This is a genomic window from Methylomonas fluvii (assembly GCF_014850975.1).
Classification (GTDB): domain Bacteria; phylum Pseudomonadota; class Gammaproteobacteria; order Methylococcales; family Methylomonadaceae; genus Methylomonas; species Methylomonas fluvii.
Genome location: NZ_JACXST010000003.1, coordinates 731640 through 753043, shown reverse-complemented (window position 1 = coordinate 753043; position 21404 = coordinate 731640). Strand labels below are relative to the sequence as shown.

Here is a 21404-nt window from a genome sequence, read left to right as displayed (position 1 = left end):
CTCAGTTCATCCGTTTCAGCAATTCAACCATCCCGGCCACCAGCGCGCCGCCGGCACCGCCGCCGAAAGCACCGATGCGGGCTACTTTAGCGATGATGCGTTTGTCCTCTGTTTGCAAATCGGTGATTTGAGTATTCACCGTATCCAGCCGGGCTGTTAATTTGTCATCCAGTCGATCAATGCGCGCATTGCTAGCCGTCTCAACTCGACGCATGTCCTCGCGCAAATGCTCCAAGCTCGTCAGTATCGCTTGATGCATCGTGCGGATTTCACCGGTCAAATGGCCGATCTGTTGCGCCAGGGCGACTTCGTTAGTGTTTTGGTCAGTCATGCGGCCTCCTCTATCCAACGCACAATGCTTAGGAACTCCCGGTGCGATATGCCGCTGTTCATCGCATCAAGTAGCTGTTCATGCAGTTCAGCTACGGAATCGTGCATTAACCAAAACTCGCGAACCGCACATTGATTTTCACGGTACATATCCTCAAGCCTTTGATTGACGGCCGCGTCAACCTGATGAGTTAGCGCGGTCTCACAAATAAATGACCGTGCCAATGCCGAGTGCTCGATAGTCAATGCGGAATGAATAGTCGCCGCAGCCCTTATCGCGCGGTAACCACGCTTAATGCGTTCGGCTAAAAAGACGATTTGTTTTCGATTCATGCGGCCTCCTTGCATACAGCCGGGTTTAATAGATCGTCAACCAGGCAGATTTTTAAGCCCAGCTCCTTAGCCACTTGATATTCCAAACGTGCGCCGCGCGACGCTTCCCAGTTCGGCAGAAACGCCACCACTTCGCAGGTCATTAGCTGAGATAGCGCCAAACGCATATAGCCCGCCCAGCTACCACATGCCGGCGCCTGGTTTTCGGCAGGATTTTCCACCTCAAAGCCCTTGGCGCGCAGCCTTTCGGCCATCGCATTGAACAGCGGATAGTTGTAATCAGGAATGCCGGTCATCGGTCCGGCTAGATAGAGTCTCGGCATGGTTACACCTGGCTGTCGGGCAATGCCACGCCCAACCCGCCGGCCACAAACGTGCCGGCAGCCAATACCGGCTGCACGTCTTTACCAAACCACCAAAACACCACTGCCAACAGCCCAGTGACCACGCATACCAAGCCGCGCTTGGTCGATGCTTCATGCCAATTAATTTTCATCTCGCCTCCCAGTGATTGATGCATTGCAGATGGTGAGAGCTTACGCGCGCGCGAGGTGCTAAACAGGCCGGGAAACGTTTCCAGGGCTGGCGGGTGCAATGCTGCGGCGTAAAGTGCGGCACACATACACACCCCGGAGAATCTATGAAAACCTTTGCTTACTTAGTGACGCATCTACTCGGCGCTTCGCTGGTGCTGATGCATAAAATATTACCAGTAGCCATTCGGCTGGTGCGGCTGTGGGCTACAGCCGTGCTCGGCTTTCGGTTTGGTTGTCGCCTTGTGCAATGGCTGGTCTATCTGCCGCTGCACGTGTTTTTAGTGGTTTTTGTGCGGCCGTGGCTGGCCTGGGTGGCCGTAAAATGGTTCGGCACGGCAAACAAGCTGGACTTGCACCCCTGGTTACGCTGGTTCATGACGCCGGACAATCCTCTGTCAGGAGATAACGACTGGCAGACTAAGCACATCGCGGCCGGATCGGACCCATTGAGCGATGAAAACCGCATTGCTTGGCTACGCCGCAACGGCTTTAACTGGTTTAACTATCACGTCCTGGGTTGCCGCAATGACAGCGTCTTCGAGCTGTTTAACCTGGCGATACAAAACACCCGCTGGTTTTGGCTGCGAGACGACGGCTATTGGATGCTGCGCGCCTATATCCCCGTGGGCAACCAGTATCTCAACCTGTTCTGGGGCTGGTCCTTGTTCGGCGAGATAGACGGCTATTGCAAATTTACGCTGACGACCCGTTTTAAAGACGACAAGCCGGAGTAAGCCATGGCTAAGCGACACACTAGGCCCGCACGACCTATGCAGCGAGACACCGACCCTTACCAAGAGGTGCCGGACCCTATCAACACCTGGCGCTACGGCTGGCTGATCCGTCCAGGCTCCATTTGGATCGGCGCGCATTGGTCGCCGGCCAACAAACGCATGTGTATCAATCTGCTGCCGTGCTTAACGCTGTGGGTGGTGATGCCGGGAGGATTTGCGCCATGCAAAGTATCGTGATCGAAATCAAAGAAGAAGACCAGGTCGATATTTATGCAAATGGCGTATTAGTAGGTAGCTATAACCATGATGAAGATGGCTATGAAGTCATGGAACAAGCTGAAGCACTAGCCGCGCAAATCGGCTATGCGTTGGGAATTGATGTGGTGCGCCAATGACCGCCGACGAACTGAAAAAGATCGCCGCCAAGATCGCCAAGTGCCTCGCACTAGCGGCCAGCGACAACCCGGCGGAAGCCGAGGCCGCCAAGCGCCAAGCCGACGCGCTGATGAAAAAATACAACCTCACCAGCGGCGACGTGGCAGCAGCGAATGTACATGACGAAATCGTCGATACCGGTGCGGCGTTTAAGCTACCGCCCTATCTGGGCGATCTGTCCGTCATCATTGCCAAGGCCTTTGGCTGCGGCGTGGTCTGCGAGTTGGGTTTCATCAGTATCAATACTCAGGTGCGTTTTTTTGGCCTCGGCATCAAGCCGGAACTGGCGGCATACACCTACGACGTGCTGCGCCGCCATGTCCTGCACGACCGCACGGAGTTCAACGCCAGCCAAAGCAAACGCCTGAAACGCGCCACCAAAATCCGCCGCGCCGATTTGTTCTGTCAAGCCTGGGTACGCCGCATCGCCAAACAGGTAAACGACTTTGCCGGCAACGAAGCCGAACAACAAGCCATCGCCGCCTTCGAACAGCAAAAATACGGTAACGCACTGAGTAAAGATACCCGACCCGGCGCATCGGCAAAACACAGTAATGATTGGCAGGCTAGTGCAGCCGGCTACCAAGCAGCGGCGGATGTCTCGCTGCACAAGCCGGTGCAGGGTAAGCGCAGGGCGCTGTCGGGGGTTACGTGATTAATCTTATTGGGTGGTGGTTAATTTTCGGTGTACTGACAATTTATACCAGAAGCCCCTAGCATCTTTCTTTTTTGGCCTTGTAACCGGCCTGTTCTGGACGGTTTACACAATAGTTGTCAAATGACCTGGCAAGCCCGCGTTGACCGCAATTACCAGCGCATCAAAGCCCACTATGAAAGTCGCGGTGGTACGAAATGGTATGAAGTCACCACCGATCCTCGTTTCTTTAACCGGGTCTGGCGTAATATGCTGAGACTGCCGGCGGGGGATGATCCGCCGCCAGTCGACAGGCGATAAAATTAACCAACGATTTCGTAAGGCATGGGCCTTCTAATTCCGGAAATAACTTTTGTCCCATTAGCTACATCAAGACCGGAAACGTTTAATTTTGCAATATGCATTTGATTGAAAGTCTTGCAAGATAATACCTCTGCCTCTTTTTCAAGCCATATTAATTCAATATAAATCTGTTCGTGGCTGATGGCATTACCTAGTTCGCGTAATGCAAATAAGAGCAACTCTTGATTTGCAGTATAGATAGGCTGTTGGCTGAGTATCTGCAATATTAAATATCTTATGTCAGATTCTCTAAATGAATTTAGCTTTTGGTTAAATTCATCACTTTGTGGGGAATTCATAATTTTAGTAAAGTTTTAATGGCGATTGGCAGAGTATTCACAACTGCCAGACCGTATATCTTTATTGATTTTCGCCATGATGATTGCCTCATTTCCCAGTAACAAGCCAACCGTTTCAAGATCCCAGCGAGACCGATAGGCAAATCCCATGACAGCAATACCAAAAGTGGCATCCGTATCAGATGCAGACAAATCAAGGTAATGCACATAAGACCTTACCCAATGCCATTGACCTTTGTTCGCTTCATCTTCGTGCATGGCTTTCCATATTTCGTGTGGGTGCTGGAGTGTATTCGCCAGCATGCCTGAGAAATGCAGTTGTTCTGGCGACATTGCTGCTAATAATTCGGAAATCTTCTCTTGGGAAAAATATACGGTTACCCCAGTTACATCACGATATTCAATTTCAGACATTGGATTCCCATCAACTACAGTAAGAATGATCGACATACTGCTTTTTGCCGTTGCCACCATATGTATAGCAGCCGCCGCGCGGACCTATGTGGTAATTGCCGCTACCACTAGGTGCGCTTAATGCGCTGCCGGAGTTCCCTGATCCACCCGAAGAATGTCGGCGAGTGGTCGATTTATGCCGTCCGAACAGACTGGATGAAGAGCGGCGGCCTTTAACATCCATAAGCCCGTCGCAATCTGATCTCTCCCATTTGTCCTTGGCTTTAGCGTCTGCCGCCGTTTGCCATTGCATATTCGACGGATCGTCAGCGCCACCACAGGCCAGAGGTTCTATATGGTCAATCACATAGCCAGGACATGCACCTTTGGTATTGCCATTGGCTGGGCAAGGATGCGCATATTTAAACTCGCTAATGGCAGCTTGGCTGCGCACTTGGCCGGCATTGGCGCAGCTTATAAAGGTAGCGGTTAGAGTTGTAATCATCAAAATCGCATGTTTCATAAAAATTCCGTTTTAGTCTAGTTTTCCAAGTTTGGTGTTTTCCGCGATCTCTGCCGCGAAGCGGGTTGCTTGTTGTTTGGCGGTTTCCAATAAGTCCGGTTCCAGTTTTCCGCAAACTGTCTGAGCGTTTCCGCTATCGCTCAGATCCAAATGCGAACTGCCAGAATTCAATACGACCAAATACCAGGTACAGGCTAGTACGGGGTTTTTCTGCTGACCGTGATAGGGCTGCGCGGAGAAGCCATAGGCTACGTTACGTTGCGCCTGGTAATTGCCGTGCAGAGCTAGTTGCATGACTTGGCCAAAATTATCTTGGTCAGTTTGATCGACACCATACGGGTACTCCGGTACAGGCGTTGCGCTAACCGGCTCCGCTACAGTAATTGGCGGTGCGACTGTTGGTGGAGTTTGCATATCTTTCATTGCCAAATACGCCACGGCAGCCACGCCTATAATTAGGCCGCTCACTACTTCATGCCATTTCAGTGTTTTGTTCATTCATCCTCCAATTTGGTGTGCCTTTATTATTAATTTTACAATCAAGCGCTCATCCTCAGCCGTCGGTTGCCAAAAGCTGGTCATAGCCATTATCAGGCTATGCGGCGTATGGCTGCTAGCTTGAATCACTCCATGAGTCAGTGTTGGTTTGCCAAAGCCGTTTTTCTCAATATGATCGCGTTCGGCTTCGGTGAATTCTGATAGCCACCATTCTTGTAAACCAAGGTAGCCGATTAATCCGCCCATAGCTGCACGCTCTAGTTATTCGGGGCTATTTGGATCAACGCTATGCACAGCATCCGATTGCATACCTGTCATTAATCCCCCCGGCGCTGGTAAATAACGCATCGATTCAGACCGCTCCACTGCACCGCCGGTTTGCGCCAATAATTTACTAACCCCAATCTGTACATCCAACGCGCTGTGTCGATAGTTATCGAGCAGTGCTACTTCCGTCGGTGTATTTGCCACATTAGATGCCCGTTTCCCAGTTAAAACATAGGCCACATCAACCCCGGCAGCGGCTATCGCTGCCAGATAGTCCGCGTCCGGCGATCGCTTATTACCTTCGTAATGCAACTGCGCTTGTTTGCGTACACCGCCCAACTCACCAAACGCCGGTTGGTTCAACCGCAGGCGCTCGCGCTCTTCTTTCAATCGATCACCAAAAGTACTCATATAAACACCAAAAAAGCTTGACAAGTACTCAATCGAGTACCACAATGTACGCAACTGAATTACACAACGGAGCTTATCACATGAAAGCAGCAGTCGATAGAGACGCGGCGCTTCACGCGCTACGAAAACAAGGCAGTACGCTCAAGCAATGGGCAAAAGACCAGGGCTACGGCTATCGCAATGCATCCAATGTTATTCGGGGCACTAGCCGCGCGCACTTTGGCGAAGGCCGCGAGATTGCGGAGAAATTAAACAAATTGATTAAGGAGGCAGCAAATGCTTGAACCGGAAATTGATTTAGGAATTGGTGCGGCACCAATCGCCAACGGCGAGCTGGATATGGAGTTGCCGCCAGTGCGTACCTTTGTTGATGGCGAGTTGGTGAATAGCGATACCCTCATGCCCGCTAATCAAACGGATGCTGAGCGCAACCAGCTGGAAATCTGCTTGGCAGACTTTGGCATGGCCGCCTTGACGGTTGAGGAATATGTGGCCGTCGGCACCGAGGCGCTGAACAACAGTTTGATGCAGGCCTGCAAAGCGGGTGCGGCGTTTTGGGCGGCGCAGGAGTCGTTAAAAATGTCGAGTGCGCCGGGCGCACTCGTTACATTTCAACAGTTTATAGAAAATCATGGCTTGACCAAGGAGCGAGTCTACGAGTGCATCCGCTTGGCTAAATACTACGCCAGGCTACCGGAAAGCCAACGTGCCAAAGCGCTAAAGCTGGGCAAGAAGCAAGTATTGCTACTCGCCAAGATGCCGCAGGAGGTGATAGACCGCGTCGCCGAAAACGGCACCGATGTGCTCGACGAAGCCGAAACCATGACCTACGACCAACTGCGCGACCTGCTGAAAACCGCCGAGCGGCGCAATCAGCAATTGAATGCAGAGGTTGAGCACCGCGACGCCCTGATCGACAAGTTCAAAAAGCGAGACAACCGCGACTACGAGTTTCACTGGAAAACCCACACGGTCCGCGAAGAATGTTTGGCGTATCAAGCCGAATGCGAAGTGGCCTTAAGCAGCCTGAAAGCGGTGTTTACCGGCGAGTTGAGCGACGATCACATCGCCGAAAAAAACCTGCGCATCGAGCAGATATGGATAGCCGCCAACGTCATTGCCGCCCGCGCCGGTGCATTGGTAGAGCATATCCGCTTGCAAAGTCTGACCGATCTGCCGAATGCCATTACCGGTTACCACATGCTCACCGACGACGAAGCGCAGCGCTGGCTGTTGGATTACCCGCTGATCGAGCGCAAACACGAAGCGGCCAAGGCCAAGCGTGAAGATGCCAGGCCCAACCGCGTCGGCCGGCCCAGCAACAAGGGCAAATGAGGGTATGACCCATGCGCAACACCAACCCACTCGTACAAAGGATGGACAGTAATAGCCCCGCCGTGCGGCCCACTGCTCAGGTTATCGCGCTACGCCAGCGCGACCCCTGGAAAGAGGCCAACGACAGCCAGCGCGCGGTCGCCACGGCGCGGTTCGACATCGTTAACACGGTGTTGGATATGGAGCGCAACGGCTTTAGCGCCAATAAGGCTATCGAGACACTTTTGGCCCGCGCGGAAACCGGCTCCTTGCATGCCTACCTACAAAACGCCATGAAAACCGCCGCCAAAGCCAACCGCACGGCACCCACACGTAGCGTGTTGTTCGAGTGGCTGAAAGTGGTCAACGCCGGTGGCGGCAGAGTCGATCTGTTGGAGCAACACAAAGGCCGGGTCGTCACCGAACAACCCGCTTGGTGGGGGCCGGCGCTGGAATATTTCAACCAGCCCAGCAACCCGGAAATGTCGGTGGTGTGGCGGCAACTGAGCGAGGTGGACGGCTTTGCCTGCACCTACGACCAAGTGCGCAACTACTTGAGCAGCGTGCCGGCCATGCTGGGCCGCCACAGCCCGGCGCGGATTGGTCGGCGCTTGTACCGCTTGACCGAGAAGGCCTATATCCGCCGCTGCACCGAGCGCGCCTTGCCGGGTGACGTCTACGTGGCCGATGGTTACATGGCCGACATCTACCTGGTCAATCCCATCGACGGCAAGTTTCCTTGGCGGCCTGAGCTGACCGTGGCGATGGATATGCGCAGCCGCTTTATCGTGGGTTGGCGGGCTGACGAGCACGAAGGCACCACGGCCGTGCAGAACTTGTGGGCAGAAACCTTCGCCCGCTGGAACCACGTACCGCTGTTTCTGTACGTGGATAACGGCTCCGGCCATAAAAACAAGCTGATGAGCGATGACATGACCGGCTTTTATGCTCGCCATAACATCGAGGTGATACACGCCATCCCTGGTAACCCGCACGGTAAAGGCTGGATCGAGCGTTTCTTTGTCGAGGTGAAACGCGACTTTTTAAAAGCCTGGCGGCCGGCGTTTTACTGCGGCGACGACATGAGTGACGAAGCCCGCGCCGACACCCTTAAGTCAGTCAAGGCCGGCCAGCTGCAAGCGCCGACATTGATGGAGTTTGCCGAGGCCTTTAACGCCTGGATAGACCGCTATGTGCAACGCCAGCATCCGGAGAACAAGCAGGTTAGCCGCGCCCAGCTATGGGGCGAATTGTCGCCGCTGCCGCCACATGCCGACCTGCTGGAAATGAAGCGCCAAGCGGTGGTGCTGACCGTCAAACGGGCCAGCATCACCCACAACAAGCGTCAGTACGGCCATCCGGACCTGCACGCCTACAACCACATGCAGGTGGTGTTGGAGTACGACCTGATGGACAACCGCGTGGCGGTGGTCCGCACCCAGGACGGCCGCTGGATCTGCGACGCGGATTTGATCAACGCCATCGACGCGGTGGATAAAACCCGCCTGGAAGAACGCCGCGATAAGCGGGTGGTGGATCAAGCCAAGCGCATCGAGAAAAAGCTGGACGAATTGAGAGTCCGCGCCGGCCTGGTTATCGACGCCGACGCCGTCGCCAGCGACGCGCAAACCTTGTTAGACCAAACCCCGGCGCTGCCGGAAACCATTGAGATTGATCTTTTTAACTTTGAGTAGGTAACCCCATGAGCACCAACACCATTACCGACGCCTTCCGCGTCAAACCCAAGCTAGTGGACCAACTGGCAATCGATCGCCTTTGGATTGTAATCACCATGAATGTCGATAACCACGAGGTGGTATCGCTGGATTACCAAAATGCCTTTGCTGAATGTTTGCGAACTGCACAAACCAAGCCGATGCATAAAGGACGAATCGAGCGCTTCATGAGCAAACTGGATCGCGAATTTCTGACGAAAACCAATGTGACTAACCTCATCGATTTTTACGATGACGCGGATAAATACATTAATACCCTCCGCGACGAGGAAGGCCGGTTATTTCTATGAGCACCTACCCCGAGCACTACACGCCGGACGACATAAGCCAAATCGAGCTGATTAAAGCGTGGCTGTCCGAGCGCGACTACAAACAAGCGGCATTGGCCCGGCTGGCACGCGTATCGTCCAGCACGCTGAGCCAGATCCTCAGCGGCAGCTACGCCACCAGCCCCAGCAAGATGCTGGTCAACGTCGCTAACGCCATGAAGCACGCCGACGACACCGCCAGCGATGCCTTGGCGCCGGTGGAAACCAGTGTCTTTAGATTGGCGCTGACTGCCTGCCAAATGGCCCGCCGCTACCGCAACTTTGCGGTGCTGAGCGCCTTTGTCGGCACTGGCAAGACCTTTGCCGTCAAGCATTACCAACGCACCACGCCCAACACCTACTTGATCGAGGCCACGCCGACCATGACCGTGCAAAGCCTGATCAAGTTGATGGCGCGCACGGTGGCCGGGTATGAAGGCAAAGGCAGCATCGACGACAAGTTTCACGCCGTTATTGCCAGCGTTAAAGATACCGACAGTCTATTGATTGTAGACGAGGCCGACACGCTAACGCCGCATGTGCTGCACACCCTGCGCCGGTTACGTGACCTGGCCAATATCGGCATCGTGCTAGTCGGTACCCAATATCTGACCGGCATCATCAAGCCAGAGCTGGGGCAGTTCCACCAAATCCGCAGCCGCACCGGTTTCTGGCCGGAAACCATCAAGGGCATCACCGCCGACGACGCCGGCGCTTTGGTGCAGGCCGCGTTTGGTGATGAGGATGTGACGGACGACGTGGTCAAGCGCCTGTATGCCTACAGCAAAGGCAGCGCGCGGATGCTGATCGAGGGCTTGGTCGCCGCGATCCAGCAATTCCGCAACGGCCGCGAGTTGAACGTGGCCCTGGTGGATGCAGTGGCCAAGCAGGCGCTGTGTTTGCAATCGGTGGCGTAGGGGGATTTATGAGTATCAAAACTATCAATCCACCCAAATTGAAACGCGACTGGAAGGGTTGCCGCATCCGGCTGACAAGAGACGCCGCCAACGCCTTTTGGCTGGTAAAAGCCGGAACGCTGGGCACGATCACTAATCAAGGTCCAAAAGGTAGCGACGTCACGTTTGATTGGTGCCCATGCTGCTGCATACAAGCCAGGATATCCCGTTTGCGCCGGGATGCTCTGGAGTTTATCGAAGAAGAGCAAATCGAGCCGCCACTGCATACCTATGCCGAGAGGTATCAGTTTTTACGCACTCGCTCGCTCGACACGATTGAGCAAGGGGGCGTCTTTGCCGGGCTGACGCCGGAAAACGTGGTGCTGAACGGTAAAGACCTCGATTTCGAAATTGATTGTGCCATAGCAAAGGAAAAGGAGGAAGCGTGAGCATCGTCATCATCACCCTACGCGACACGCCCGACGGCGTGGAGATTAACCGCTCTGAAGTGCCGGAAGTCGGCGAGGTCAATACGCCGGCCATACTCTTAGGCGCGGCCATGTACGCCAACGTTACCCAATACCTGGAGCGCCACCCGCAGTACGGCAAACAGGCCTTACCACCCAAGCAAATCCAGCAGCTGCATTAGGAGAGTCAACATGAAAACAGTTAAACCCCAAAGCCGGATTAAGAGCGTAGAAAATTTAGTGACACCCGGAGAGGCCGCCCAGCTGGCTCGTCGCTTGCCAGATGCCAACCTAATCAACGCCCGTAAAGAGCATCGCGAAGCGACCCGTGCCAACTTGCATGCCAACAAACAGCGCATGGAAACCGACCGATCAAATCGGCTGATCGCGCTGAATAAGACGATTGTCCAGCAAAACGCAGAGTTGCTGGAAAAAGATTGGCAGCTATTCACAGCCCGAGCCACCGCCTTGATTGCCGTGCTGACGACGGTTTTTATTTTGTACCGCTGGCTGGCTGCGCCGGTGATTGCCATGGCCGGCTTGGAGTGCCGATTGTGAGCAACGCTTGCGCCATTCCCTGCCCTTACTGCGGTAAGGACGTGGACATCGTCCAGGCCCTGGAAATGGTAGCCGGCAACGAGTGGACCGGCCTGCTCAACGGCTTGCCGATCAGCCTGGTCGGCGCGCTATTGCGCTACCTAGAGTTGTTCAAGCCCAACAAGCAGGAACTGCGCTGGAGTCGCCGCTTCGCATTGACCAAAGAGATTGCGCCGATGATCAAGGACGCGCAAATCAAACGTAACGGCATTGCCTACTCAGCACCGGCCGGCATTTGGGAAGCGGAGATGATGAAACTGGTTGTCAACCGTCCCGAATCGTTAGTGCTGCCGCTCAAATCCAACGGCTACCTGCTGAGCATGATCGCCGGGCGCGGCGAGCGGGCGGCAGCCAAGCTGGAGCAAGACAAGATTGAGCAGGCCCGCAACCGCGGCAACGTCGGCGGCGCGGCGAAATCGGTCGCCGAGCTGGCCGCTGAGGCGCAAAAGAAAACCAAGTCCAAGCCGCCGGCTAACTGGAAAGGCGGCGTGGCACCGCTTGACACCTCGTAGGGTACGCACCGCGTACCAAACAATCACCTCAACGGTACGCAATGCGTACCCTACCCATAGGAGCCCAACATGGCCAAAAAACACAAAGCCCCGGCAGCCGGTTACGTCTGCCAAACCAAAGAAGACACTCAGTCAACGATCTGCGAGCTGGGCTTGGTACAACGCGAGCTGACGCGTGTTGAAACCGAAATCAACGACGAAATCGCCGCGATTACCGACAGCCGCAAAGTGCAAATCGAAGCGCTGAAAACCCGCATCGATAGCCTGCTGACGGGTATTCAAACCTGGTGCGAGGCCAACCGCGCCGATCTATGTAAGGACGGCGGCAAAACCGCCAACTTGATTACCGGCGAAGTGAGCTGGCGGCAACGTCCGCCCAGCGTGTCGATTCGCGCGGTGGATAAAGTGTTGGAGACCCTGAAAGCGCTCAAGCTGGATCGTTTCATCCGCACCAAGGAAGAGCCTAACAAAGACGCGATGCTGGCCGAGCCCAAAGCGGTATCCGGCATAGCCGGCATCACCATCGTTAAGGGTGTGGAAGATTTTGCCGTCACGCCGTTCGAGCAGGAGGTGGCGTGATGCAAACCACCCAAGAACGCATTCAAGACCTGCGGACGCGCGCGGAAAAGCTGCGGACCTCTGCTGATCATGCCGATAGCCGCGCGGCGTATAGCGCCGATATGCAGGCCGCGCAACGGTGCGACGCCGAAGCCGATGAGTTGGCGGCGTCTTTAGAGAGCCGTGATGACTGACTTGGTCAAGCATTACCTCCAACAGGTCGGCATCGCCAAACGCTGGGCAGAAAAAACGCTGCCCGGCTGGGACGATGACATGCACCGCATCGTATTGCAGCGCCACGGCGCGATTGAGGTGGAAGGCCGGGTATCGGCTAAAAGCCTCAACGTGCCGCAGCTGGCCAGCGTGCTGGACGACTACACCGCACGCGGCTGGACACGCCGTAAAACGTATCAGCCGTCTACGTCAAGCCGTCCTATGGTCGTATCGCCGCAGATCAGCATGATTGTTAAGCTGTGGGGCAAGTTGGGCCACGCCGGCAGGGTGAATAATGCCAGTCGCCAAGCCCTGCTGGCGTTCTGCGCGCGTCAAACCGCGCACAACGTCCCCGACCTGGACAGCCTGACCGACGCCGAGCGGCAGGCCATCATCGAAGCACTCAAAGCCTGGATGGCAAGATAGCAATGGACCGCCCCGACGTCTCCCACGAACTGTTAGCCACACTGCCGCCCGTGTTGCGGGCGATAGTGCGTGCGCTCGGCTACGGCCGCGCGCAGGAATGGCTGCGGGACTGGGGCGGCCAAGTCGTCAACCTGCCGAAATACCACACCAATAAGCTGGGCCTCAGCGACGAAGAGTTACAACGTCTGCGCGCCGAACTAGCGCCACACCTGGATAGCAACGACCGCGTCAGCTTGCCTAAGATCGACAAGCTATGGACACGGCATCGCAACGCTTTGATCAACGCGAATAAGGATTGGCAAAGCGCCGCACAGCAAGCGCGGGCTTATCACTTGACCGTGCGCATGATTACCAACATCCGCCGCGAAGGCGACGGCGACGAGCGGCAGATGAGTTTATTTGATTGACCGACCATGCCGAGGATGACCTCGCAATGGTGATGAACAAGCCCCTCGGGGGCAATGGCTCCAGCGGGCGGTGAGCTACTAACAAAAACACCCGCAATCGACCCGGCGCACTACCTCCCGCCGGTGCATCGATCGGCATGGCCCCACGAGACGGGGCTTAGTTTATAATTATCGCAATCAATAGGAGCGCATCATGTCTGACAAGTCGCAGCTAATAATCACATCCAAAGCCGTTGGCCCCGATGCCGGCCACTGGGGACTGTTCAAGAATGCAGAGTTGCTCGCCGAAGTGTTCCGCGAGACGAATACAGGGTGGAGCTGGCGAGTCAGAAACGGCGAAGTATGGCAAAGCGGCTTTGAGCCGAGTCGAATCGATGCGCTCAACGCGGCCTATTTTTCATGCCTGGATGCTGGAATTATTGAAAAGCCGCTCTAATCGAAATACAGCCCCTCTAAGCCCCAAAAGCCAATCTCCCGCCATAACGACCCGTCCCAAAAATGTTTAAACGCGCCTTAGCGTTTTTAAACGGGGTTTTGCCGCTATTCCAAATGGATTAGTTAGCAATACTCATTCGAGTACTAACCTGTTTCCCCAGGAAACATTTCCAGCCTGAGCAAGCCCATCTAAAACCCGGACAATCGCCTCAACTGATTTGTTGAGGCCGCCATGTCCAAACCTGCTGTCAAAGTCGCTTCCCTTGCGTTTGAAATCGCTGCTACCGGTACTGTGCCGGCGGAAGCGCATTTGCTGCCGGTTGGTCCGTTCCGTGCCGCCGATGGCCGGCCGGAAGATTGCGAAGCCTGGTTGTTAGACGCCACGATTGCCGCCAACGTGATTCAACGTCTGCGCGACCGTAAGAACGACACGCTGATCGACTACGAACACCAATCTCTGCGCGCCGAATACAACGGTCAACCCGTTATCGCCGCCGGCTGGTTCCACGATATGGAGTGGCGCGACGGCAAGGGCCTGTACGCCATCGGCGTGGACTGGACGACCACTGCCAAGCAACGCATCGCCGACAAAGAGTACCGCTACATTTCCGCCGTTTTCTATTACTACAGCGCCACCGGCGAAGTGCTGGACGTCATTTCCGTTGCGCTGACCAACACGCCCGCCATCGACGGCCTGGACGGTCTGGACGATGACGACGGCCTGGCCACCCTTTCCAAACGCTTTTCTTTACCCGCTCTCAATCCGGAGACTACCGACATGCCAAGACCCGAAGAAGAACTGGCCGCGCTGCGCGTGACGCACGCCCAAATTGAAACCGCGCAGGCGGCATTGACCGCCGAACGCGACACGCTGAAAACCCAGGTTGCCGCGTTGACAACCGAGCGCGACACCGTGACTGCCGAGTTGGCTGCTTTGAACAAACAGCTCAATGAGACTAAAGCAGCTACCGAAGCGCAACAAAAAACCGACCTGATTACCGCTGCCTTGACCGATGGCCGCATGGCTCCCGCGCTGAAACCGTGGGCCGAAAAACAAACCCTGGCGGCTTTATCCGAATTCTTGGAGACCACCGCACCGTTGCCGATCACCCAGCGCCAAGCCGGCGACGGACATACCACCGGCACAGCGGCATTGACCGCCGAGCAAAAGGCTGTTGCTGAAAAAATGGGTGTGACGGAAGAAGAATTCCTGGCCACTCAGAAAAAACACGCCCGCTAACTGCCGGCACCGTCATTCAAACTAGGAGCACACGATGCTGACACAAGCGCAAATCGACGCGTTAAAAACCTCGCTCCAGGCCAATTTTGACAAAGGCCTGGTCAATACCCCGAGCAACTGGGCAAAAGTGGCTCAGCTGATGAAATCCACCAGCAAGAACACTACCTATGCCTGGTTAACCCAATGGCCGTCTTTCCGCAAATGGGTCGGCTCACGCTTGCATAAAGCTATCGCCGAAAAAGCCTACACCGTATTCAACGACAAATACGAGGCCACTATCGACGTACAGCGCACCGACATCGAGGACGATGACTTTGGCCACTACGCCAATAGTGCCACCGGCCACGGCAAAGCCGCTGTGCGGTTGATGGATGAATTGATCTTTGGCGCCTTGCTGGCCGGCTGGTCTACCAATTGTTATGACGACCAGTTCTTTTTTGATACCGATCACCCGGTGTATGCCAACACTGACGGCACCGGTGCGGTAACCGCTACCTCGAATATCCAAGCCGGCGCGGGTGCGCCCTGGTATCTGTTTTCCGATGCGGCTCCAGCGCTGTTCTTGCAAGAACGTGTACCGCCACAACTGGAAGCCATGGGCGCGGGCACAAGCAATTATTTTGAAAACGACGTGTTTAGTTTTGGTGGCCGCTGGCGCGGTGCGGCGGCGTATGGCTTCTGGCAATGCTGCTATGGCTCCAAAGCCACCTTGAACGCGACCAACTTCGACGACTTATACAACCGCATGCTGGCGCAAACCGGAGACGGTGGCGTGAAGTTGGGCACCGTGCCTACCTTGCTGGTCTGCGGCCCCACCAACCGGGTGGCAGCGGAAACCCTGCTGGCTAAAGAGATGATCGGCAACGGTGAAAGCAACACCAACTACAAACGCGTAGATCTGCTAGTCACCCCTTGGGTGGCGTAACGCCTGATTGATACTTTGCCAACCCTCTCTGCATGGAGAGGGAAACCGATTTGATTGGAGACTGACATGTTAAAACTGTATTGCCGCGTAAACCCACGCACCGAACTAGAGAAACGCGACCGAGCCGGGCTGCGTTTTACCCGCAACTGGCTGGAGCTGGATGGTGTGGACGACGCCACCATCGCCGCGTTGCAAGAAGACCCTTATCTGGAAGTCAGCGACTCGCCCACCGTGTTGGTGGAAGTAGCGGCTACGACTCAAGCCGGCGCGATTGAAACTGCGCAAGACCCGAATAACACACCCGAGAGCGAAGCAACGGATGATGGATCGACTGGGGAGATCGCGGCGGAAGGATCCGATACCGGTACCGCCTCCCCGGTGACCAATGAGGATTCCAATGATGAACAAAACCCGCTTGCTGGCGAATCTGTTAATGCTGCCGCTGTTGATGATGAGACCAGTACCGCAGCCACCGCCGATTTATCGGGCCTATCCACTGCCGCCGCTGCGACAGACACGGATGGCAGTAACACGCAAACCGAAATTCAAAAAGAAACGCCGGTGCTAGAGCGCGCGGCGGTAATCAAAGGCGTGATTGAAGTGTTGAATCCCAACTTTGCCGAAAACTGGCTGGCTGACGGTCGCCCATCAACGAAAGCGATTGAGTTTCTTCTTGGTGCGCCTTTGTCTCCGGTATCCGCCGCTGAGCGCGACGCTATTTGGGCTGAAATCCAAGCCGCCCGGAGCGCTGGCTAATGCCCTTCGCCACCCGCGCCGATCTGCTAGCCCGTACCAACGCCCGCCGCTTGTTTCAATTGGCGGTGCCTGCTGACGTGGCTATGCCGCCCGATGCCTCCTTGCGGCTTGCCATCGACGGCGGCGATTTGTCCGGCTACACGCCGGGCGAGCAAGCGGCGCTGGGTTTGGCATTAGATGCCATCGACACGGCCTTGGCCGATGCCGACCAAGTGTTGATCAGTGCTGGTGTGCCGGACGGCACTCAAACCAGTTTGCTGGCGCGGATGGCTTCGACCATTGCCCTGTTTTACCTGCAAGGCGCGGAACGCATGACCGCCGAAGTGCAAAAGGCCTACGACGGCGTGATGGACATGATCAAGATGTTCAAACGCGGCGAGCTGGACTTAGTGCCATCGCCGCCGCCTGGGCCGCTTGATCCGGTTATTTCCGAAGACCTGGTGCAGTTCGACAGCGCCGCGCGCCGTTATGGCAGCACATCCACCGTGATTGAGGACTGGTAATGATCTCGTTAACGCCGGTTATTCAGCATTTGCATAGCGCTCCGGCCGGGTTTACTCGGCCTTGGTTTCGCGATGTGGGAGGCGCTGCTGAGTATGCGCAGGCGTTTGCCGAGGCGTTGCCGCTGCCGGCCTGCTGGCTGGTACGTGCTACCGATAATTCCAAAACCGTTGATAACGAAGGCCGTGCGGAAGACATGACGCTGGCCTTTGACGCGATTGTCGCTATCGAAAACATCCGTACCCAGCGAGCTGGCGAAACCGACGACGTGCTGCTGGCTTACCGCCACGCCGTGCGCCAATTGCTGCAAGGCTGGGAGATTGAAGCCGACATCCGCCCGATCCAGTTCAAGGGCGGCAAGGTGTTGGAATACACCGCACAAGATATTTACTGGGCCGATCGCTACATGTTCAACGCCCTGATCACCAATTATTTACCCGATCCCGGCCCTTACTCTGAGCTGGTTTACACAGGAGCACCCGCACTATGACCGTATCATTTGACTATGTCCCGCAGGCGTTACGCTATCCGGGTGTGTATATCGAGATTGACGGCAGTCAGGCCGGCCTGGGCACAGACATTCCGGCAGTATTATTAGTCGGCCAAAAATTGGCGGCTGGATCTGCGGTGCCAGGCGAGATTACCCGCATTAGCTCAGTTTTCGACGCCCAACAAAAGGCCGGCGTGGGCTCCATGCTGGCCCAAATGGCGGCCCGCTATCGGGCGGTGGATACTAATTTTGATTTGTACATGTTGCCGTATGCCGATAACCCGGCCGGCGTGGCGGCGACCGGTACAATTACCGCAACTGCCGCAGCGACCGCCGACGGCACCTTAGCATTATATATAGCCGGCAAGTTGGTCAGCGTGGGCATCACAAGCACCATGACTACCGCGCAGATCGCCACCGCGATCGCTGCCGCGTTTACCGATGCCGATATTCCCGTGACCGCTGCCGCTGTGGCTAGCGTGGTGACATTGACCGCCCGCCACAAAGGCACCTGCGGCAACAACATCGATATGCGCTTGAATTTGTACGGTGAGCTTAAACCAACTGGCCTGGGTTTGACCCTGGCCGCGATGTCCGGCGGCTCCGGCGATCCAGCTCCCGGCAATTTGCCAACGCTGCTGGGCGTCAATCGCCGCTATCGCTACGTGGCGCTGGGCATCAACGATGCCGCGACATTAGCCGCGTGGTTTACCGAGAGCCAGCGCCGCTATCAGCCGCCGGTCCAAGCAGGTTTTCGGCTGTTTACGACACACAGAGGGGATTTTGCAACGGCATCCGCTTTTGGTGAGACCAAAAACTACGAGCATTTTGCAGACGTCAGCCTGGAGTTAAATCCCACCAGCACCTGGGAGGCAGCGGCGATTATTACTGCGGCGGCCGCCCCTCGCATGTGGAACAACCCGGTCGAATCGCTGGAGGGTACGCCGCTGCCTGGCATGATTGGCGTGACCTACCATGAATGGACTAACAGCAATAGCCTGTTGTTCAAAGGCATGTCGGTAATCGAGGTGGGCACGGACGGCAGTTGCTACATCAAGCGCCTGATTTCGATGCATCAATATAACCCTGATGGGTCGCCGGATGACGGCTATCTGGATATTAATATGGCTGAGGTAGCTGACCGAACCCGCGAAGAGCAAATTAAGGCCGCCAAAAAAGCGTTTGTAGGTACGGCCGCCGCCGAGAACAACGAAGGCTATAAGCCCGGTCTGAGAATTACGACCGTCGATTCCGTCACCGCGCTGTTGCTGAGCCTATATCAAAACAGGTTAATGCGCGAACTGGGCTGGGTGCAGAAATACAAGTATTACAAAGAAACGCTATATGTCGAGCAAGATCCGGACAACCCAAGCCGTTTCAATTTCGTCGATCATCCGGTGTATTTGGTGCCGTTCTACATCCTGGCCGGCCGCTCGCAGTTTTTGAAGCGGGTCTGATCATTTGCTTAGGGTGGGCACGCCGTTTGTGACCACGCGGACACGAATTAAACACGATTTACAGGAGCATCAAACATGGCCCAATTAAATAATATCCGCACCGTCTCGGTGCCGTCCATCGGTAAATTGCCGCTGTCATCACCGCCTGGCACGTTTACCCCATCAGGCGAAACTCGCGACCACAAGCCCGGTCGCCTGCCAGAAGATGGTGGCTATATGACCAACAGCAAGCCGGCAATGCTTGAGCTGAACATCAACCTGCAAGCCGGCGTGGACATCGATGCTATCAACGCGATTGAAGGTGAAGACGTGACGATCCGCCTATCCAGCGGCCAGGTGTACATGATGTCGCAAGCATTTCGATCCGGCGATCCCGCCGGCTGGGGCGATGGTGAAAGTAAAATCACCATTATGTCTAATATTTCTGAGCGGATTGCGTAGGGGGGATATATGAACAAAAATGCGCGCCAAATATGGGAATACGACAGTCTAGCTAAATTTAATCAAGTTGGTGGAGCTGTCGGGCACGGCGAGGGCCTGCTGATATGTGGTAACAAATTATACAAGTCAAACGGCATTCAATTGATTTCTCTATTTGAATCACATGCTATCTCTATTGGCGCGTCCGGATTTTTTGGCATGGCCCAAAATTTGGGCGTCAACGGCACGATGCATTTGACGTGTCGAGCACCCGGTGACTATTCGCATGTGCAGCTTATCATCCTCGGGCAAAATTGTAGTTCGATATCCGCATCGGCAGCGCCCAGCGCGGTATTTGGCAGCGGTGCGAGCGCTGGTATGCAGCCTAAGGATGCCGGCGGGGTCGCTATTGCGCCGACGTTGTTTACGTTCGGCACGACCGATGTCAATGATTTGAATAACCCTGGCGGTGGATCTGCAACCGGAGCAATTTCAAATCAGTCAGGCGGCGTTGGCACGTATCCAGCTGTGGCCGGCGCGAAACAAGGGTTTGTAGCAACCGATTGGTTACCGTTGCAATCGCTGAATCGATCAGACGGCGGCAGTAATCCGCTGACCATGTTTCGCTGGCAAGCACCATTCGACATCCCGGTCGGCAATCGCACGCCAGGCTGGCGGAACAACGGATTGACGTTAGCCGATATTGACATTGTCGAGCCAGAATTGCGGCAAACGTATGCTGGGGCATCAACAGTCAATGTAACGACGTTAAATATGGCCTCGTTCGCGGGAACATCGGGTGGCACGGTTCCGGTACCTGCTAACAACGCGCATTTTGCTGTTGCAATACCGAGATATATTTTAAAAACTGCGCCGCACTTTAGTATCGGCAGCGTCGGCGACTCGACGTCCGTCGGCTACAACGGCGGGTTTGGTCAAATATATGGACCCGGTCGGATTGCACGGGATATTTTAATAGGTCTCGGATATAGCGCGACATTCGCCGAGCTGGGTTTAGCGACCGACTTATCAGAGAATTTTCATTATCGAGCAAAATATGCGATTGAAAATAAGTTGTTTAGTCACATGCTTATACAGGCATCCTCGCTCAATGACGGGACGACAGATGACGCATTGGCACGGGCTCATCAGCGTACACGACAATTGATCGCAGATGCGCGCAATGCGGGTATTGCTGTGGTTGTCATCGTGCCCCGTCGTCAATCAGGTAGTATGTTTTCCACGTCGAATCAATTTATCGCAGAATTACGCAACGCCGCTGTGCCGACAGTGAGTCAATCCGAATTGCTATGCAACCCTGGTACGAATGTTACAAATCCGCTATACGATTCCGGCGACGGTACGCACTTTACAGCCGATGGGTATCTTATGATCGGACGGGCTGTTGCAGATTTACTGAAATAATCACAATTTTGTGCAAATCATGAAACTACTGAATCCATTAATTTTGGGAAAAACCCAAATCACCGAACTCAATTTCCGCGACTACACCGTCGCCGAGGATTATCTGTCATTCGATCAGCGTGGAGGCGTGGCGCAGCGGATTGCGTTGATTGCCGGGCTGACTGGCACCGACGTGGAATTGATCAAGCAGCTGCGCGGGCCAGATTATATCCGGGCCGAGCAGATGGCTAGCGACATGCTAGAGGCGGATGCCGCCGCCGCTGCCGAATCAAACGCTGATCGCGTCAAGTTGTTGTCTCGTCTGACTGGCGCAGCAGAAGCCGAGGTGGCTAGAATTCTCGGGCTGACGATGGGTAAGTTCGAGCCATCGCCCGGCAGTGAGGACGACACCGAAAAAAAGTCGTCCGCATCATCACAGCCATCGGCTTAGTCACCAAGGTGCTGAACCAGCCGCTACCCATCGCCAAACGCCTGCCGTTGGCCGAGCTGTTTATGTGGGCTAAAGTGGCGGCGGCGATGGATGGGCGCAAGTTTGAATAAATAGGTACGTTTCCCCCGGAAACAT

The 21404-nt window shown here is 55.3% G+C and carries 37 protein-coding genes; 27 read left to right on the top strand and 10 right to left on the bottom strand.

What is annotated here, in order from left to right; genetic code table 11:
- Nucleotide 1: 1 nt before the first annotated feature.
- The 4 genes from EBB_RS21055 to EBB_RS21040 are packed head-to-tail and all read right to left on the bottom strand — an operon-like array spanning nt 2 to nt 1159.
- Nucleotides 2-331 (bottom strand): hypothetical protein, encoded by a 330-nt coding sequence (locus EBB_RS21055; RefSeq protein ID WP_192395670.1) that lies wholly within the window; start codon nt 329-331, stop codon nt 2-4.
- Nucleotides 328-663 (bottom strand): hypothetical protein, encoded by a 336-nt coding sequence (locus EBB_RS21050; RefSeq protein WP_192395669.1) that lies wholly within the window; start codon nt 661-663, stop codon nt 328-330. Before EBB_RS21050 ends, EBB_RS21055 begins: the two co-directional genes overlap by 4 nt.
- A complete protein-coding gene (locus EBB_RS21045; RefSeq protein WP_192395668.1) occupies nt 660-986 on the bottom strand; it encodes a DUF4406 domain-containing protein in 327 nt (108 codons plus the stop codon). Before EBB_RS21045 ends, EBB_RS21050 begins: the two co-directional genes overlap by 4 nt.
- Before the next feature lie 2 nt (nt 987-988).
- Entirely contained in the window at nt 989-1159 is a 171-nt protein-coding gene (locus tag EBB_RS21040) for a hypothetical protein (protein ID WP_192395667.1), read from the bottom strand.
- A gap of 144 nt (nt 1160-1303) precedes the next feature.
- Between EBB_RS21040 and EBB_RS21035 the strand changes: the two genes are divergently transcribed.
- The 4 genes from EBB_RS21035 to EBB_RS21020 are packed head-to-tail and all read left to right on the top strand — an operon-like array spanning nt 1304 to nt 3023.
- Entirely contained in the window at nt 1304-1933 is a 630-nt protein-coding gene (locus EBB_RS21035; protein WP_192395666.1) for a DUF7338 family protein, read from the top strand.
- Nucleotides 1934-1936: 3 nt separating this feature from the next.
- Nucleotides 1937-2170: a hypothetical protein gene (locus tag EBB_RS21030; protein ID WP_195880899.1), complete on the top strand. Its 234-nt coding sequence runs from the start codon at nt 1937-1939 to the stop codon at nt 2168-2170.
- Nucleotides 2155-2328, top strand: a complete 174-nt coding sequence (locus tag EBB_RS21025) for a hypothetical protein (protein ID WP_192395664.1) — start codon at nt 2155-2157, stop codon at nt 2326-2328. Before EBB_RS21030 ends, EBB_RS21025 begins: the two co-directional genes overlap by 16 nt.
- A complete protein-coding gene (locus tag EBB_RS21020; RefSeq protein WP_192395663.1) occupies nt 2325-3023 on the top strand; it encodes a DUF2786 domain-containing protein in 699 nt (232 codons plus the stop codon). The genes EBB_RS21025 and EBB_RS21020 overlap by 4 nt, the downstream gene beginning before the upstream one ends.
- A gap of 302 nt (nt 3024-3325) precedes the next feature.
- Here EBB_RS21020 and EBB_RS21015 read toward each other — a convergent pair whose 3' ends face one another.
- From EBB_RS21015 to EBB_RS20990, 6 genes are read right to left on the bottom strand one after another with little or no spacing between them, the layout of a single operon-like run.
- A complete protein-coding gene (locus tag EBB_RS21015) occupies nt 3326-3664 on the bottom strand; it encodes a VpaChn25_0724 family phage protein (RefSeq protein WP_192395662.1) in 339 nt (112 codons plus the stop codon).
- 15 nt (nt 3665-3679) lie between these two features.
- Nucleotides 3680-4078: a hypothetical protein gene (locus EBB_RS21010; RefSeq protein WP_192395661.1), complete on the bottom strand. Its 399-nt coding sequence runs from the start codon at nt 4076-4078 to the stop codon at nt 3680-3682.
- 10 nt (nt 4079-4088) lie between these two features.
- A complete protein-coding gene (locus EBB_RS21005; RefSeq protein WP_192395660.1) occupies nt 4089-4580 on the bottom strand; it encodes an HNH endonuclease signature motif containing protein in 492 nt (163 codons plus the stop codon).
- Between the two features lie 12 nt (nt 4581-4592).
- Nucleotides 4593-5078 carry a hypothetical protein gene (locus EBB_RS21000; RefSeq protein ID WP_192395659.1) on the bottom strand — a complete coding sequence of 162 codons (486 nt, stop codon included), beginning with the start codon at nt 5076-5078 and terminating at the stop codon, nt 4593-4595.
- Nucleotides 5079-5324, bottom strand: a complete 246-nt coding sequence (locus EBB_RS20995; RefSeq protein ID WP_192395658.1) for a hypothetical protein — start codon at nt 5322-5324, stop codon at nt 5079-5081.
- A 15-nt stretch (nt 5325-5339) separates the two neighbouring features.
- Entirely contained in the window at nt 5340-5780 is a 441-nt protein-coding gene (locus EBB_RS20990; RefSeq protein WP_192395657.1) for a helix-turn-helix domain-containing protein, read from the bottom strand.
- A 20-nt stretch (nt 5781-5800) separates the two neighbouring features.
- Between EBB_RS20990 and EBB_RS20985 the strand changes: the two genes are divergently transcribed.
- From EBB_RS20985 to EBB_RS20875, 23 genes are all read left to right on the top strand, one after another.
- Nucleotides 5801-6040 (top strand): helix-turn-helix domain-containing protein, encoded by a 240-nt coding sequence (locus tag EBB_RS20985; protein WP_223146895.1) that lies wholly within the window; start codon nt 5801-5803, stop codon nt 6038-6040.
- Nucleotides 6033-7091 carry a hypothetical protein gene (locus EBB_RS20980; protein ID WP_192395656.1) on the top strand — a complete coding sequence of 353 codons (1059 nt, stop codon included), beginning with the start codon at nt 6033-6035 and terminating at the stop codon, nt 7089-7091. The genes EBB_RS20985 and EBB_RS20980 overlap by 8 nt, the downstream gene beginning before the upstream one ends.
- Before the next feature lie 11 nt (nt 7092-7102).
- A complete protein-coding gene (locus EBB_RS20975) occupies nt 7103-8764 on the top strand; it encodes a Mu transposase C-terminal domain-containing protein (RefSeq protein ID WP_192395655.1) in 1662 nt (553 codons plus the stop codon).
- Between the two features lie 8 nt (nt 8765-8772).
- Nucleotides 8773-9096, top strand: a complete 324-nt coding sequence (locus EBB_RS20970; protein WP_192395654.1) for a hypothetical protein — start codon at nt 8773-8775, stop codon at nt 9094-9096.
- Nucleotides 9093-10031, top strand: a complete 939-nt coding sequence (locus EBB_RS20965; protein ID WP_223146894.1) for an AAA family ATPase — start codon at nt 9093-9095, stop codon at nt 10029-10031. Before EBB_RS20970 ends, EBB_RS20965 begins: the two co-directional genes overlap by 4 nt.
- Before the next feature lie 8 nt (nt 10032-10039).
- Nucleotides 10040-10459 carry a hypothetical protein gene (locus tag EBB_RS20960; protein WP_192395653.1) on the top strand — a complete coding sequence of 140 codons (420 nt, stop codon included), beginning with the start codon at nt 10040-10042 and terminating at the stop codon, nt 10457-10459.
- The gene (locus tag EBB_RS20955) at nt 10456-10659 is read left to right on the top strand and encodes a hypothetical protein (protein ID WP_192395652.1); all 204 of its coding nucleotides are present in this window, start codon (nt 10456-10458) and stop codon (nt 10657-10659) included. The genes EBB_RS20960 and EBB_RS20955 overlap by 4 nt, the downstream gene beginning before the upstream one ends.
- A 10-nt stretch (nt 10660-10669) precedes the next feature.
- Nucleotides 10670-11035, top strand: coding sequence for a hypothetical protein (locus EBB_RS20950; protein WP_192395651.1), 366 nt, complete (start codon nt 10670-10672; stop codon nt 11033-11035).
- Nucleotides 11032-11586, top strand: coding sequence for an HI_1489 N-terminal domain-containing protein (locus EBB_RS20945; protein WP_192395650.1), 555 nt, complete (start codon nt 11032-11034; stop codon nt 11584-11586). Before EBB_RS20950 ends, EBB_RS20945 begins: the two co-directional genes overlap by 4 nt.
- A gap of 69 nt (nt 11587-11655) precedes the next feature.
- Nucleotides 11656-12165, top strand: a complete 510-nt coding sequence (locus tag EBB_RS20940; RefSeq protein ID WP_192395649.1) for a host-nuclease inhibitor Gam family protein — start codon at nt 11656-11658, stop codon at nt 12163-12165.
- Nucleotides 12165-12338, top strand: a complete 174-nt coding sequence (locus EBB_RS20935; protein WP_192395648.1) for a hypothetical protein — start codon at nt 12165-12167, stop codon at nt 12336-12338. The genes EBB_RS20940 and EBB_RS20935 overlap by 1 nt, the downstream gene beginning before the upstream one ends.
- Complete coding sequence (locus tag EBB_RS20930; RefSeq protein WP_192395647.1) at nt 12331-12783, top strand: regulatory protein GemA; 453 nt, start codon at nt 12331-12333, stop codon at nt 12781-12783. Before EBB_RS20935 ends, EBB_RS20930 begins: the two co-directional genes overlap by 8 nt.
- Nucleotides 12784-12785: 2 nt before the next feature.
- Nucleotides 12786-13190 carry a DNA-binding protein gene (locus EBB_RS20925; RefSeq protein WP_192395646.1) on the top strand — a complete coding sequence of 135 codons (405 nt, stop codon included), beginning with the start codon at nt 12786-12788 and terminating at the stop codon, nt 13188-13190.
- A 193-nt stretch (nt 13191-13383) separates the two neighbouring features.
- A complete protein-coding gene (locus tag EBB_RS20920; protein WP_192395645.1) occupies nt 13384-13626 on the top strand; it encodes a hypothetical protein in 243 nt (80 codons plus the stop codon).
- A 231-nt stretch (nt 13627-13857) separates the two neighbouring features.
- Nucleotides 13858-14865 carry a phage protease gene (locus tag EBB_RS20915; RefSeq protein WP_192395644.1) on the top strand — a complete coding sequence of 336 codons (1008 nt, stop codon included), beginning with the start codon at nt 13858-13860 and terminating at the stop codon, nt 14863-14865.
- 34 nt (nt 14866-14899) lie between these two features.
- Nucleotides 14900-15790, top strand: a complete 891-nt coding sequence (locus tag EBB_RS20910; protein WP_192395643.1) for a Mu-like prophage major head subunit gpT family protein — start codon at nt 14900-14902, stop codon at nt 15788-15790.
- Between the two features lie 66 nt (nt 15791-15856).
- Nucleotides 15857-16546 (top strand): hypothetical protein, encoded by a 690-nt coding sequence (locus EBB_RS20905; RefSeq protein WP_192395642.1) that lies wholly within the window; start codon nt 15857-15859, stop codon nt 16544-16546.
- Nucleotides 16546-17049, top strand: coding sequence for a phage protein Gp36 family protein (locus EBB_RS20900; RefSeq protein WP_192395641.1), 504 nt, complete (start codon nt 16546-16548; stop codon nt 17047-17049). The genes EBB_RS20905 and EBB_RS20900 overlap by 1 nt, the downstream gene beginning before the upstream one ends.
- Nucleotides 17049-17537, top strand: a complete 489-nt coding sequence (locus EBB_RS20895; RefSeq protein WP_192395640.1) for a phage tail terminator protein — start codon at nt 17049-17051, stop codon at nt 17535-17537. The genes EBB_RS20900 and EBB_RS20895 overlap by 1 nt, the downstream gene beginning before the upstream one ends.
- Nucleotides 17534-18994 (top strand): phage tail protein, encoded by a 1461-nt coding sequence (locus EBB_RS20890; protein ID WP_192395639.1) that lies wholly within the window; start codon nt 17534-17536, stop codon nt 18992-18994. Before EBB_RS20895 ends, EBB_RS20890 begins: the two co-directional genes overlap by 4 nt.
- Nucleotides 18995-19069: 75 nt before the next feature.
- Nucleotides 19070-19435, top strand: coding sequence for a phage tail tube protein (locus EBB_RS20885; RefSeq protein ID WP_192395638.1), 366 nt, complete (start codon nt 19070-19072; stop codon nt 19433-19435).
- A 9-nt stretch (nt 19436-19444) separates the two neighbouring features.
- Entirely contained in the window at nt 19445-20839 is a 1395-nt protein-coding gene (locus tag EBB_RS20880) for an SGNH/GDSL hydrolase family protein (protein WP_192395637.1), read from the top strand.
- Between the two features lie 19 nt (nt 20840-20858).
- A complete protein-coding gene (locus tag EBB_RS20875; protein ID WP_192395636.1) occupies nt 20859-21269 on the top strand; it encodes a hypothetical protein in 411 nt (136 codons plus the stop codon).
- Nucleotides 21270-21404 lie beyond the last annotated feature (135 nt).

Excerpts from the sequence above, each read along its gene's own strand:
- EBB_RS21055 (WP_192395670.1), bottom strand. The coding sequence starts at position 331 with ATGACTGACCAAAACACTAACGAAGTCGCCCTGGCGCAACAGATCGGC.
- EBB_RS21050 (WP_192395669.1), bottom strand. The coding sequence starts at position 663 with ATGAATCGAAAACAAATCGTCTTTTTAGCCGAACGCATTAAGCGTGGT.
- EBB_RS21045 (WP_192395668.1), bottom strand. The coding sequence starts at position 986 with ATGCCGAGACTCTATCTAGCCGGACCGATGACCGGCATTCCTGATTAC.
- EBB_RS21040 (WP_192395667.1), bottom strand. The coding sequence starts at position 1,159 with ATGAAAATTAATTGGCATGAAGCATCGACCAAGCGCGGCTTGGTATGC.
- EBB_RS21035 (WP_192395666.1), top strand. The coding sequence starts at position 1,304 with ATGAAAACCTTTGCTTACTTAGTGACGCATCTACTCGGCGCTTCGCTG.
- EBB_RS21030 (WP_195880899.1), top strand. The coding sequence starts at position 1,937 with ATGGCTAAGCGACACACTAGGCCCGCACGACCTATGCAGCGAGACACC.
- EBB_RS21025 (WP_192395664.1), top strand. The coding sequence starts at position 2,155 with ATGCAAAGTATCGTGATCGAAATCAAAGAAGAAGACCAGGTCGATATT.
- EBB_RS21020 (WP_192395663.1), top strand. The coding sequence starts at position 2,325 with ATGACCGCCGACGAACTGAAAAAGATCGCCGCCAAGATCGCCAAGTGC.
- EBB_RS21015 (WP_192395662.1), bottom strand. The coding sequence starts at position 3,664 with ATGAATTCCCCACAAAGTGATGAATTTAACCAAAAGCTAAATTCATTT.
- EBB_RS21010 (WP_192395661.1), bottom strand. The coding sequence starts at position 4,078 with ATGTCTGAAATTGAATATCGTGATGTAACTGGGGTAACCGTATATTTT.
- EBB_RS21005 (WP_192395660.1), bottom strand. The coding sequence starts at position 4,580 with ATGAAACATGCGATTTTGATGATTACAACTCTAACCGCTACCTTTATA.
- EBB_RS21000 (WP_192395659.1), bottom strand. The coding sequence starts at position 5,078 with ATGAACAAAACACTGAAATGGCATGAAGTAGTGAGCGGCCTAATTATA.
- EBB_RS20995 (WP_192395658.1), bottom strand. The coding sequence starts at position 5,324 with ATGGGCGGATTAATCGGCTACCTTGGTTTACAAGAATGGTGGCTATCA.
- EBB_RS20985 (WP_223146895.1), top strand. The coding sequence starts at position 5,801 with ATGTACGCAACTGAATTACACAACGGAGCTTATCACATGAAAGCAGCA.
- EBB_RS20980 (WP_192395656.1), top strand. The coding sequence starts at position 6,033 with ATGCTTGAACCGGAAATTGATTTAGGAATTGGTGCGGCACCAATCGCC.
- EBB_RS20975 (WP_192395655.1), top strand. The coding sequence starts at position 7,103 with ATGCGCAACACCAACCCACTCGTACAAAGGATGGACAGTAATAGCCCC.
- EBB_RS20970 (WP_192395654.1), top strand. The coding sequence starts at position 8,773 with ATGAGCACCAACACCATTACCGACGCCTTCCGCGTCAAACCCAAGCTA.
- EBB_RS20965 (WP_223146894.1), top strand. The coding sequence starts at position 9,093 with ATGAGCACCTACCCCGAGCACTACACGCCGGACGACATAAGCCAAATC.
- EBB_RS20960 (WP_192395653.1), top strand. The coding sequence starts at position 10,040 with ATGAGTATCAAAACTATCAATCCACCCAAATTGAAACGCGACTGGAAG.
- EBB_RS20950 (WP_192395651.1), top strand. The coding sequence starts at position 10,670 with ATGAAAACAGTTAAACCCCAAAGCCGGATTAAGAGCGTAGAAAATTTA.
- EBB_RS20940 (WP_192395649.1), top strand. The coding sequence starts at position 11,656 with ATGGCCAAAAAACACAAAGCCCCGGCAGCCGGTTACGTCTGCCAAACC.
- EBB_RS20935 (WP_192395648.1), top strand. The coding sequence starts at position 12,165 with ATGCAAACCACCCAAGAACGCATTCAAGACCTGCGGACGCGCGCGGAA.
- EBB_RS20930 (WP_192395647.1), top strand. The coding sequence starts at position 12,331 with ATGACTGACTTGGTCAAGCATTACCTCCAACAGGTCGGCATCGCCAAA.
- EBB_RS20925 (WP_192395646.1), top strand. The coding sequence starts at position 12,786 with ATGGACCGCCCCGACGTCTCCCACGAACTGTTAGCCACACTGCCGCCC.
- EBB_RS20920 (WP_192395645.1), top strand. The coding sequence starts at position 13,384 with ATGTCTGACAAGTCGCAGCTAATAATCACATCCAAAGCCGTTGGCCCC.
- EBB_RS20915 (WP_192395644.1), top strand. The coding sequence starts at position 13,858 with ATGTCCAAACCTGCTGTCAAAGTCGCTTCCCTTGCGTTTGAAATCGCT.
- EBB_RS20910 (WP_192395643.1), top strand. The coding sequence starts at position 14,900 with ATGCTGACACAAGCGCAAATCGACGCGTTAAAAACCTCGCTCCAGGCC.
- EBB_RS20905 (WP_192395642.1), top strand. The coding sequence starts at position 15,857 with ATGTTAAAACTGTATTGCCGCGTAAACCCACGCACCGAACTAGAGAAA.
- EBB_RS20900 (WP_192395641.1), top strand. The coding sequence starts at position 16,546 with ATGCCCTTCGCCACCCGCGCCGATCTGCTAGCCCGTACCAACGCCCGC.
- EBB_RS20895 (WP_192395640.1), top strand. The coding sequence starts at position 17,049 with ATGATCTCGTTAACGCCGGTTATTCAGCATTTGCATAGCGCTCCGGCC.
- EBB_RS20890 (WP_192395639.1), top strand. The coding sequence starts at position 17,534 with ATGACCGTATCATTTGACTATGTCCCGCAGGCGTTACGCTATCCGGGT.
- EBB_RS20885 (WP_192395638.1), top strand. The coding sequence starts at position 19,070 with ATGGCCCAATTAAATAATATCCGCACCGTCTCGGTGCCGTCCATCGGT.
- EBB_RS20880 (WP_192395637.1), top strand. The coding sequence starts at position 19,445 with ATGAACAAAAATGCGCGCCAAATATGGGAATACGACAGTCTAGCTAAA.
- EBB_RS20875 (WP_192395636.1), top strand. The coding sequence starts at position 20,859 with ATGAAACTACTGAATCCATTAATTTTGGGAAAAACCCAAATCACCGAA.